The sequence below is a fragment of the Roseburia sp. TF10-5 genome (assembly GCF_003462365.1).
GTDB classification, from domain to species: Bacteria; Bacillota; Clostridia; order Lachnospirales; family Lachnospiraceae; genus Roseburia; species Roseburia faecis.
On the sequence record NZ_QTYW01000003.1, the window covers coordinates 220000 to 231237 of the forward strand.

Sequence of the window (11238 nt, forward strand, 5' to 3'; positions counted from 1 at the left end):
ATGATCAGGCTGGCTTTCTTTTTTTCTGCTCTGTTTTTGGCGGCGGTCATGGATATGAGGACAAGGACCATCCCGGACTGTCTGGTCGTTCTGGTGGCACTTACCAGCATGCTGCCACCGGAACAGCCAAATCTTTTGGGAGTTTTTGCAGGACTTCCGCTGCTCCTTGCAGGCATTACCATAGGAGGAATCGGCGGAGGGGATGTGAAACTCATGGGGGTATGCGGCCTGGTTCTTGGAGCGAGCCAAGCGTTTACGGGACTGTTCCTTGCATTGTGCCTGCTGGTGCTGTGGCATGCGGCAGGGGGCATGGGCAGGAAAAAGAACAGAAAGAAACAAAAAGAGGAGAAGGAACAGGAACAGGCATACCCGCTTGTTCCGTTTCTTTTTGCAGGAATGTTGATTGGTATCTGGATAGGAGGTTAAAGAATTGAAAAAGAAATTATTGCTGGCAGGGATTATGGCACTGCTTGCAGGAACTGTCGTGGCAGCAAGAAAGAAAAAATATACGGAGACATCGAGATAGGAGGAGAAGAGAATCATGAAACTGTTAAAAAACCGTACTGTTCTTGGGGTACTCTGCATTGTAGTGTCCCTGCTCATCTGTTTTGCAGTGACACCGCTTGTCAATGCCGGACTGTCCCAAAAGACCACAATCGTGCGTTTTGTAAAGGACGTTAAGGCAGGCGAAGAGATCAAAAAAGGAATGCTGCAGGAAGTCGAGGTGGGAGGTTACAACCTGCCCGAAAATGTGTTAAGGAGCATCACGGAGGCGGAAGGAAAATATCTGACCGCGGATGTTTATGCAGGGGATTATATCGTAGCAGAAAAAGTAGCGGACGAGCCGGCTGCAGAAAATAAATACCTTTACAACTTAAACGGGGAGAAACAGGCAATCTCCATCACCATCAGTTCTTTTGCGGAAGGACTCTCCGGCAAATTAAAGAGCGGGGATATTGTGTCGGTCATCGCACCGGATTACCTGGGCAGTGGGGAGACAGTGATCCCGGCAGAATTAAAATATGTGGAGGTCATCGCAGTGACGGCAAAGTCCGGCTATGATGCTAATACACAGGAGCAGGAAGAGGAGAAGGAGCTTCCGTCCACCGTCACGGTGTTAGTCAGACCGGAGCAGAGCAGACTGCTGGCAAGGCTGGAAGCAGAGGGAGAAATCCATCTGTCACTGGTATACAGGGGAGACAGCCAGAAAGCTGCACAGTTCATTGAAGCACAGGATCTGGTGCTGGAGGAGCTTCTGGAAGAAACCACAGAGGAAGAAGAGGTATCTGTTGTAAAAAATGAGGTGCCGAGGACAGGAGGGGAAGCGGATGCAGTGACGGCAGAAGAAACCTCGGCAGACGAGAAAAATGATACGGATATGGAGGAATAGTGTTTGAATTTCATGAAAAATTCTTTGTTCCAGAGAAATTTGGAGCAGGAAAGGGAAGAAGAGATGCCGGAAGAGGGAGGCGTGCTTGCCGTGTGGGGCAGCCCTTCCTCCGGCAAGACGGTGGTGTCTGTGAAACTGGCAGAGCATCTGGCAAAGAAAAAGAGAAATGTCATTTTAATCCTTGCGGATATGATCACTCCGCCGCTGCCTTACTTATGCGCACCGTCAGACATTGAACAGGAAAGGTCGTTGGGGAGCATTCTTGCCGCATCCCATGTGACGGAAAACCTCATCAAGAAGAACTGCATGTTCTACCGGAAGAATGATTATCTTTCCATGGTCGGGATGTTAAAGGGGGAGAATGTGTTCACCTATCCGCCCTATGAAAAAGAGCAGGCGGCAGAACTGCTCCAGCTTGCAGCACAGATCGCACCGTATGTCATCGTGGACTGCACCAGCAATATCGCATCGGATATCCTGTCGGCGGTCGCATTGATGGAGGCAGATACGGTGTTAAGGCTGGCAGGGTGTGACTTAAAATCCATCAGTTACTTATCCTCCCAGCTTCCACTGCTATCAGACCACAAATGGGATGCCGACAAGCAGTTGAAGGCCGTGTCCAATATCAGACAGCAGGAGGCAAGCAGCCACATGGAACAAATCCTTGGCAGTGTGTCGTTCCAGATTCCGCACAGCAGTGAGGTGGAAGCACAGTTTTTAGAAGGGGAACTGCTTGGGGAACTCGGCCTGAAGGAGAGCCGGGCATTCCGCAGGGAGATAGAGAAAATCAGCAGGGAGGTATTCGGGGTATGAAAAATAACCAGAATCTGTTCTTTTCCCCGGAGGAAAAGGGAAGGGCATTTTCGGATGTCTTAAAAGAGGTGCAGGAGTATATCTCCAGCAAATATTCCACGCTCATGGTGGAAGGCGGGAGCGAGGAAGTAAAACAGCAGGTCAAGCGGTACATTACAAAGTACATCTGTGACTACCGTATCACGGTAAAGGGAAAAACACAGGAACAGTTGATCGATGACCTTTACACGGAAATGGCAGAGTTTTCCTTCCTCACCAAGTACATTTTTGGAACAGGGATAGAGGAAATCGATATCAATTCCTGGCGGGATATCGAGATACAGTACAATGACGGCAGGTGTGAAAAGCTGGAGGAACACTTCGAGTCCCCGGAGCATGCGGTCAATGTCATAAGGCGCATGCTCCATGTGTCGGGCATGGTGTTGGACAATGCCTCCCCTGCGGTGTTAGGACATCTGAGCAAGAATATCCGAATCGCCGTGTTAAAGACGCCGCTCGTGGATGAAGATGTGGGGATTGCAGCATCCATCCGTATTGTCAATCCGCAGAGCCTGAAAAAGGAAAACTTTGTGGATGGCGGCACCGCAACGGGGGAAATGCTGGACTTTCTGGCAGAGTGTCTGCGTTATGGCATCAGCATCTGTGTCGCAGGAGCCACCAGTTCCGGTAAGACCACACTTGCAGGCTGGCTGCTTACCACCATACCGGATGGAAAGCGTATCTTTACCATCGAAAACGGCAGCCGTGAGCTGGCACTCGTAAGGGAAAAGGATGGAAAAGTGACCAACAGTGTCATCCATACGCTGACCAGATACAGCGAAAATGAAAAGCAGAACATTGATCAGGACATGCTCCTTGATATGGCACTGCGTTTTAACCCGGAGATCATCTGTGTCGGGGAGATGCGTAGTTCGGAGGCGTACACGGCACAGGAATCGGCAAGAACCGGACACACGGTGCTTACCACGATCCACAGCAACAGTTGTGAATCCACTTACAGCCGAATGAGGACACTGTGCAAGAGAAAATATGACATGGATGACGAGGTGTTGATGGACCTTGTAACGGAGGCATTCCCTATCGTGGTGTTCACCAAGCAGCTTGAGAACCGCAAGAGGAAACTCATGGAAATCATGGAGTGTGAGATCACGGCAGACGGAAAGCGGAAGTTCAACCCGCTGTACCGCTATGAGATCACCGAAAACCGGATGGAAGGGGACCGCTTTATCATTAACGGCACGCATAAGAAGGTGTGCGGAATTTCCGAGAGCCTCAAAAAGAGATTTTTGGAAAACGGCATGCCAAAAGATGTGCTGGAAAGAATTGAAAAAGGAGGGGAGAAAGCATGCTGACATTACAGGTCATTGCCTGCATCGGGATCATTACAGGGGCATTCCTGCTGTTCCACATCCGGCTAAATGACTTTACGGGGAACATTTTCCACAGGCTTTTGGACGCACCGAAAGGAATCCGTGAGGAGATACTGGAGGAAACCAAGCGCAGGAAAAAATCCTATTTCCGAAGGGAAATCGAGGAAGTACAGGCAATTTTGAAAACAACGGACAGGGAGGAGCTGTTCCCGCTTTTATGCACGGCATCCCTCCTGATGCTTGCCGCAGGAGCAGCCATTGCCGTCATGATCGGAAATGTTTTTTTAATTCCGGTGCTGGCGTGCGGATTTTTATTTCTGCCGTTCTGGTACATCAGGCTGACCGCATCCCATTTCAAAAAGGATGTGTCATCGGAACTGGAAACCGCACTGTCCATTATTACAACGGCATACCTGCGAAGTGAGGACATCCTTACTTCGGTGGAGGAAAACCTCGAATATTTAAATCCGCCGGTCAAGACCGTGTTTGCAGATTTTGTGTCAAGAATCCGCCTCATAGATCCAGACCTTGAAGCAGCCTTGGAGGAGCTTAAGGGAAAGATTGAAAATGATGTGTTCATGGAGTGGGTGGATGCCTTAAAGTCCTGCCTGTATGACAGGTCACTAAAGACAACGCTGACACCGATCGTGGCGAAACTGTCGGACATGCGCATCGTGAATGCAGAGCTGGAATATCTGGTATTTGAACCCAGAAAGGAATTTATCACAATGGTGGTGTTGGCAGTAGGGAATATCCCGCTGTTATATTTCCTGAACCAGTCCTGGTACGATACGCTCATGCATACCATCCCCGGGCAGATTATGCTGGCGGTTACCGGCGCAATTATTTTTGTTTCCACGGCATGCGTCATAAAACTGACAAAGCCGATTGAATACCGGACATAAGGGGGAGGGATAAATTGAAAATCGTACTGATAGTTGTATTCATCCTGACGGCATGCGGACTGTTCCTTCTGCTGTCGGGCATCTTAAAGCTGCCGACACTGCGGACCGGCAGGGCGATGATGCAGTCAGGGAAGAAAGAAAAGAAACTGCAGAAAACACTGGATGCGTTCTACATGGACGGGGCGGCATACTTAGGAAAATACATCGGAATGAATGCCTACAAAAAAAGCAGGATGCAGAATGTCCTTAATGCGGCAGGACTTAAGATGACACCGGAAACCTATATGGCGTATGCCTATCTGAAGGCAGGGAGCATTTTTCTCCTGATCCTTCCGGCACTGCATGTATTTCCGCTGCTTGCCATCATGCTCGTGCTTTTAGGAGTCATGGTCTACTATAAGGAGACAAGAAAAGCAGAAGAGCTGGTAAGGGAAAAAAGGGAGCAGATCGAGGGGGAACTGTACCGTTTTGTTTCCACCATCACACAGGAGCTGAAAAACAGCAGGGATGTACTTTCCATGCTGGAGCATTATAAGGAAAATGCCGGGGAGATGTTCCAGAAGGAACTGGACATTGTGTGTGCCGACATGCGCTCCAGCAGCTATGAGGCAGCACTCACCCGTTTCGAGGCAAGGCTCAATTCCCCGCAGCTCTCCGATGTGGTCCGCGGACTGATCGGTGTGTTAAGAGGAGATGACGGTGCAGTGTATTTCCAGATGCTCACACACGACTTCAAGCAGGCAGAACTGCAGAGGTTAAAGGCAAAGGCGGCAAAAATCCCGCCGAAAATCCGTGTCTTTTCTTTTGCCATGCTCTTATGTTTCCTTGCAACCTATTTTGCCATCATCGGCTATGAGATCATAAAGTCCATGGGAACACTGTTCTGATAAAAGCGCAGGAAGGAGAAAAAATGAAGCGGATCTATAAAATCATGAGGGACAAAAAGGGGGAGGGATATATCGATGCGGCAGTCGTTGTATTCTGCGTGATGTTTGTCATTGCCCTTGGCGTCAGGATATTCCCGGTTTTTATCACGAAGATACAGCTAGACAACTTTGCAGACGAGCTGGTGCGGGAGGCAGAGATCAGCGGCAGGGTTGGAAGTGAGACAACCGCAAGGCAGAGAACCTTGGAGGAAAAAACAGGGATACATCCAGCCGTAAGCTGGTCTGGGACCGGAAAAATCCAGTTGAATGAAGAGGTGACGGTAACACTGACGTTACAGAAAGACCTCGGACTTTTTGGAAAGTTAAGGTCGTTCCCGGTAACCATAAGGGCGAGGGCATCGGGAAAGAGTGAGGTGTATTGGAAATGAGAAAATGCTATCAGAGTTTCAAAAGACTTCTGACAGGGCAGGAGGGAAGCATGGCTCCGGTTGCTGTAGCTGCAGCGATAGCCATGCTTTTTATTATCCTTGGTGTTTCAGAATACATGCGCCTTGTCATCACGGCAGCCGGAATCAAAGATGCCATGGAATCTGCCGTAGTTTCCGTGGTAAACGACAATTACAATGAAGTTTATCATGGTGTCAGGGAAGGATATGCTGCAGGATATGAGCCGGACGATACGGGATTTGCGGCATCCGTGGACCATGGGGATATCTATGGCAGGATGTGTTTTCTGCTTGGTCTGGAAGAGGATGGGAACAGTTATGTCCGCTATAACAACAGTGGTGAACTGGAGTACAGGCTCAAAAATCTTTCTGTGGACATCCACAACACGGCACTGGCATCGCCGGGAGGAACTTATTATGCGGATGCAGAGGTCACGATGGAAGTGCCTGTGCGTTTCGCAGGAAAAATCTTGTCGAATATGTCGGTCAGGTTGAAGGTGAGGGCAGCCTACAGGGAGAAATTTTAGTAACATGTTACAGATATCGTAAGACTTATTACATTTCCATAGACTTTCCAGACGTTCTATGGTAGCGTGTGAACTACGAAAATCAATCAAAAAAGCATAAGGAGGGAATGCCATGAAAGATAAGACAAAAAAGTGGCTGGCAGTCGCAGGACTTCTAGCAGTATGTGCGGTGCTTGTGTTTGGAATCAGCAGGGCGCTCTACCATGAGCCGGACAGGGAGGCACAGGTCGTGGAGAGAGAATCGGAGGAGACAGAACTTTTTGTGGAGACAGAAACACCGGAACCGGCTCCGGCAGAAAGCACAGAAGCAGAGACGGAAGAGCCGCTTGTGATCGAGACGGAGACAGGAACTTCCGTAAATGACAGGGAGCAGGAAATTCAGGAAACCCCGGAGAAAACGGAAGCGGAAAAGCCGAGTGAGCCGCCTGCACTGTCTGAGGGAACCGCCACGGACCAGCCGGATACACCGCCGTCCTACGAGGAGGAAAAACAGGAGGAACCGGATCCGGCAGAGAACCAGACACCAAAGACAGGTGATACCAAAGACGGCATGGTATATGTGGAAGGCTTCGGATGGATTACCGATGAAGGGGAAGGCTCAGGCACCTACGCAGATGACATGTATGAAAATGGCAATAAAATCGGAATCATGGACTAAGTTGGTGACAAGAAATGTTGTTTGATATAAACTGATAACAAGCGGACAAGGAGGCTCTTGGATTATGTACAAACAACGTATATCATATGCAGATTATGTGGAAGAGGTAGAAAGATTATATAAAATTGAAAGAAGAGAGATTTATTTTGGTTTTGTAATCCGAGATTTTATACAATCGATCCTTACAGAAAGTGAACAATTGGTAGCAGTTTGGGATAACAAAGGATACAAGGATGATACCAAAAATCCACTTCATAAGCGTAAAAATTATGCGGATTCACATAGCTTGCAGGATTTTATTATCGTTCCGGAACAATATAGCTATACGAATACTACAAAACCATATGTTTCAATTGAGCTGAAAAAACCCAATTTGGAAAATTATCAAGGGTTAGAATTGGGAAAAAACAAAAAACAGATAGAAGCAGAGTTTGAATATTGTGATTTTATTATTTTGACAGACTGTGTTACATGGATGTTCCTAAAAAAAGATGAACCTGTAAAAGATGAAAAAGTTGTTTGTCTGATACAGGAGGGAAAATGGTTACAAATGGAACAAAGGGATTCCAATAACGAGCGTATGGGGAACATTCATATGAAGGAACCAGAGCAATGGGATGATTTGGTTAATACGATTAGAACATTTGTAGCAGAAGCCAAAAAACAGAGAAAAGAATAATGTGTTAGTGAAAAGCAGATTCGTAAAAACGGTCTGCTTTTTTTGTGAGGAAAAAGAGATGAAGTTATTAAAACAAGTAGTATTGCTTCTTGCAATTATGCTTGCCATGGCAATGCCGGTATCGGTTTATGCAGCCGGGGAAGGGAACATCGACAATGGCGGTGGAGGTATGGGAGCAGGAACGGGAACTAATTTTTGGAGCAGCCACGATGAGGGTGTGCGCGTAACGGTAATCAGAGCCAGTGATGGTGCAGTTGCATCAGCATCCATTGACCTTACCAACAAGCATCCGACTGATATCCGGGTGCATTTTGGAAAAGTAAGCAAGACTTCCTACAGGAATGGCGCAGGACTTTCTGCAAGGATGGGAGGCTATACATTTTATAATCCAGCACAGTCCCTGCCACAGATTATCAGTACTTCAAGAGGAGGGGCAAACCTTGCAGCCATCAAACAGTACTTTACGGACGAGCAGGTGATCAGAGCCATTGCAGGATATGTCGGCATGGATTTCCAGACGCTGACAAACGGAGAGTACAAGCTGTTATTAGAGCCGATTGCATATGTGACGTTTGAGGGAGTCCGGACTGCGTTTACCGCCACGGAAGCGGCAAAATACAACCAGTTAAGGGGTGGCCTGTTGCGAAAGAAAATGCCATCCCTGTCCCATAAAAACCTGCCGCTTGCCATGTTTTTGGAAACATCGGATTTAGGATATCCGGCGTGGAGCGGCTCTAAGACAGAGAAAGCGAATGATGAGGATATCATCCGCGCATTAGGACTTGGCATCGTGCGGTTTAATGAGGTGGTCACACCGGAAGTCATCGAAGCGGACTATGAATACCGTGTGGATACGGATGTGATAACGGCGGTCACGGTCAGTGGAGGACAGAGTGATCCGGACAACTCCGTCACCGTGACATTTTCTATTCTGGGAAGAAGCTACAAGGTTGAAAATGTGTATTACCCGGAGGACGGACAGCAGCTCGTGTGGGTAAAATGGCATACCCCGTCCACGGAACAGCACATCACGATTAGCGTGACCGCCAGAGGAGGCAGTGCATCCGTGAGCCGGGGAACCATCACGGCGAACATTGTGGATCTGGATGACAATCCACCGCCAAATCCTGTTGCAGATGACAGAAATGACAGCTACCGGAAAGAAAATGCAGTGATGCCTGTAAATCCAGAAAAGACACAGGCGGCATGGAGTGTCTGGAAAGCCAAGTGGAAGGAAAAATGGGTATGGCACAGTGACTGGAACTGGGAGTCAGAGGATCATTCGGCAAGCTGTGAGGCAGGATGCACACAGAGCCATGGATACTGGCAGGATGATGGCGAGTATGTGGATGAAGGCTGGTGGGAATTTGAAGAGAAACATTATTCGGCATCCCTGACCGCAGATATGCATCTGGTCACGGATGAGAAGGCACCGACCGCGGACGGCATGGTTACCAAAAGCGGGTATGGTGTGAATGTTTCCCTGAGTGCAAGGGCATCGAGCAGCCAGACATCCGCAACAACAGCACCGCAGACAGCAGTCAGTTACTTCCCGGAATTTTATTACGAAACCTACTGGCGGCTTTTAGAGAGAACCAGAAATGGATACAGTGCGGTCTTTGAATTTAAGAATAATGAGTATTCCACTTATTACCGGAGGACACATTTCACACCGGTCTGGATGCCGGACGGGGAGTACCGGGTATACACGTACCTGCTCGACTGCTGGACACCGGATGGAATGCTTTCCGTGAACCTGTCAAACGCTGTGCAGATATCTGGAAGCCTGTGGGATGACTGGCATATCGCACCGCAGAATGTGAGGTAGGAAACCGATGGGATATGAGAGAATCCAAAAGCCGGAAGGACTGCTGTACCATTACACCAGAAAAGAAAATCTGGAATCCATCTTAAGGGATGGAAGGATACGGAAATTTTGTGACCGGGAAACATGGTTCACGAAATCCCTTGCAGATACGCTGCGGCTTATGTCACTCACGGTGATGCAGGAGGGAGCAGCTTATTATGATGCGAGCGGCAGGCTGCAGCGTTACCCGGCATTTGTACCGGAGGATTATGTAGTTTTAGAACTTACCCCGCGCTACCAGAGCGGGGAATGGGTGATCTGGAATCAGGAACTTCCACCCAATGCCCCGGAGTCCGTAAGGGAGCTTGCGGAAGAGTTTAGCCACTTAAAACTCGGATACCGTGGAGATTTAAAGTTCTGGGAGAATCCTGTCATTTATGAGATGACAGACCTTTTGGAAGAACCGGACCAGACCAGTGAAATGAAAATGCAGTAAAAAAACAGAAAAAAGGAAAGGAAGATCAGATGAAGAAAAAGAAATGGATGATGATGGCAGTGATGGTGCTTGCACTTACGATGATGTTTGGAACTACAGTATATGCGTCAGGGAAAGGGGATGTGGCAGGCGCAATCGAGGGTACATGGCAGGATGCCTCCGCACAGATCAAGACAGTAGTCAATAAGGTGGTGTTTCCGGCAATCGACCTGATACTTGCCGTATTCTTCTTTGCAAAGCTGGGTACGGCATACTTCGATTACCGAAAACACGGACAGTTTGAATGGGCGGCACCCGCAATCCTGTTTGCGTGTCTGGTATTCACGCTGACGGCACCGACCTATATCTGGAAAATCCTTGGCATATAGGGGATGGTGAGAAAGAAGGTGTCAGATGTTTATATTTGATTTTGTTGCGGAAACCGTACTAGACCAGATCATCGACTGGCTGTATGGGAAGATCGTTGGATTTCTCAATGATTTTTTTGCAATGATGAACAATATGGGAGTGGAATTGTTTGACCTGCCGTGGGTAAATGCAATTACCACTTTTTTTGGCTGGCTTGGCTGGGCATTGTTTGTGGTAGGGCTGGTGGTCGGAGCTTTTGAATGTGCTATAGAGTATCAGGGGGGAAGGGGCAGCATCAAGGATACTGCCTTAAACTATGTCAAGGGATTTATGGCGGTCAGCCTGTTTTCCATTCTTCCGGTCAACTTATATTCCTTAAGTGTGTCGCTGCAGAGTTCCTTCGGATCGGCATTATCCGGCATTACAGATGCGGAAAGCATCGGGATGACCGCACAGCAGGTGCTTATGTCAGCCACCATGCCAGGAGTAGGGAATCCGATCCTGCAGATATTCTGTGCCGTGATGATGGGGTATGCCGTGATAAAAGTGTTCTTCGGAAATCTGAAAAGGGGAGGCATCCTGCTCATACAGATCGCAGTCGGAAGCCTTTATATGTTTTCTGTTCCAAGAGGATATATTGACGGTTTTACCCAGTGGTGCAAGCAGATCATTGGAATCTGTCTCACCGCTTTCCTGCAGTCCACCATGCTCACGGCAGGACTCATGATCTTCAAGGACCATCCTCTGCTTGGCCTGGGTGTCATGCTTTCCTCCACGGAGGTGCCGAGGATTGCCGGACAGTTCGGACTGGACACCAGCACAAAGGCAAACCTGATGAGCGGAGTCTATGCAGCGCAGACAGCCATCAACATTTCAAAAACGGTTGTCAAAGCAGTGGCAGCATAAGGCGGT

The 11238-nt window shown here is 48.4% G+C and carries 14 protein-coding genes; all 14 read left to right on the forward strand.

All coding sequences use genetic code 11. The annotated features are described in order from the left end of the window. Positions 1 to 426 (forward strand): prepilin peptidase, encoded by a 426-nt coding sequence (locus tag DXD06_RS04810; protein ID WP_117830850.1) that lies wholly within the window; start codon positions 1 to 3, stop codon positions 424 to 426. Between the two features lie 115 nt (positions 427 to 541). Then, the gene (cpaB, locus tag DXD06_RS04815; RefSeq protein WP_055193258.1) at positions 542 to 1390 is read left to right on the forward strand and encodes a Flp pilus assembly protein CpaB; all 849 of its coding nucleotides are present in this window, start codon (positions 542 to 544) and stop codon (positions 1388 to 1390) included. Between the two features lie 12 nt (positions 1391 to 1402). Beyond that, positions 1403 to 2203, forward strand: coding sequence for an AAA family ATPase (locus DXD06_RS04820; protein WP_055193259.1), 801 nt, complete (start codon positions 1403 to 1405; stop codon positions 2201 to 2203). Continuing rightward, positions 2200 to 3555: an ATPase, T2SS/T4P/T4SS family gene (locus DXD06_RS04825; protein ID WP_007884393.1), complete on the forward strand. Its 1356-nt coding sequence runs from the start codon at positions 2200 to 2202 to the stop codon at positions 3553 to 3555. The genes DXD06_RS04820 and DXD06_RS04825 overlap by 4 nt, the downstream gene beginning before the upstream one ends. Beyond that, entirely contained in the window at positions 3549 to 4478 is a 930-nt protein-coding gene (locus tag DXD06_RS04830; RefSeq protein WP_117830851.1) for a type II secretion system F family protein, read from the forward strand. Before DXD06_RS04825 ends, DXD06_RS04830 begins: the two co-directional genes overlap by 7 nt. A 20-nt stretch (positions 4479 to 4498) precedes the next feature. After that, positions 4499 to 5365 carry a hypothetical protein gene (locus tag DXD06_RS04835; RefSeq protein ID WP_044927312.1) on the forward strand — a complete coding sequence of 289 codons (867 nt, stop codon included), beginning with the start codon at positions 4499 to 4501 and terminating at the stop codon, positions 5363 to 5365. A gap of 23 nt (positions 5366 to 5388) precedes the next feature. Then, entirely contained in the window at positions 5389 to 5793 is a 405-nt protein-coding gene (locus tag DXD06_RS04840) for a DUF4320 family protein (RefSeq protein WP_007884389.1), read from the forward strand. Next, a complete protein-coding gene (locus tag DXD06_RS04845) occupies positions 5790 to 6338 on the forward strand; it encodes a hypothetical protein (protein ID WP_007884388.1) in 549 nt (182 codons plus the stop codon). Before DXD06_RS04840 ends, DXD06_RS04845 begins: the two co-directional genes overlap by 4 nt. 112 nt (positions 6339 to 6450) lie before the next feature. After that, positions 6451 to 6996: a DUF6550 family protein gene (locus DXD06_RS04850; RefSeq protein ID WP_007884387.1), complete on the forward strand. Its 546-nt coding sequence runs from the start codon at positions 6451 to 6453 to the stop codon at positions 6994 to 6996. Positions 6997 to 7060: 64 nt separating this feature from the next. Continuing rightward, positions 7061 to 7675 carry a hypothetical protein gene (locus tag DXD06_RS04855; protein ID WP_015522558.1) on the forward strand — a complete coding sequence of 205 codons (615 nt, stop codon included), beginning with the start codon at positions 7061 to 7063 and terminating at the stop codon, positions 7673 to 7675. Between the two features lie 58 nt (positions 7676 to 7733). Further along, positions 7734 to 9503, forward strand: coding sequence for a hypothetical protein (locus tag DXD06_RS04860; protein WP_117830901.1), 1770 nt, complete (start codon positions 7734 to 7736; stop codon positions 9501 to 9503). A 7-nt stretch (positions 9504 to 9510) separates the two neighbouring features. Beyond that, positions 9511 to 9978, forward strand: a complete 468-nt coding sequence (locus tag DXD06_RS04865) for a hypothetical protein (RefSeq protein ID WP_006857286.1) — start codon at positions 9511 to 9513, stop codon at positions 9976 to 9978. Between the two features lie 29 nt (positions 9979 to 10007). Continuing rightward, positions 10008 to 10346, forward strand: a complete 339-nt coding sequence (locus tag DXD06_RS04870) for a DUF3852 domain-containing protein (protein WP_006857287.1) — start codon at positions 10008 to 10010, stop codon at positions 10344 to 10346. Positions 10347 to 10371: 25 nt separating this feature from the next. Beyond that, positions 10372 to 11232, forward strand: coding sequence for a conjugal transfer protein TrbL family protein (locus tag DXD06_RS04875; RefSeq protein WP_117830852.1), 861 nt, complete (start codon positions 10372 to 10374; stop codon positions 11230 to 11232). Positions 11233 to 11238 lie beyond the last annotated feature (6 nt).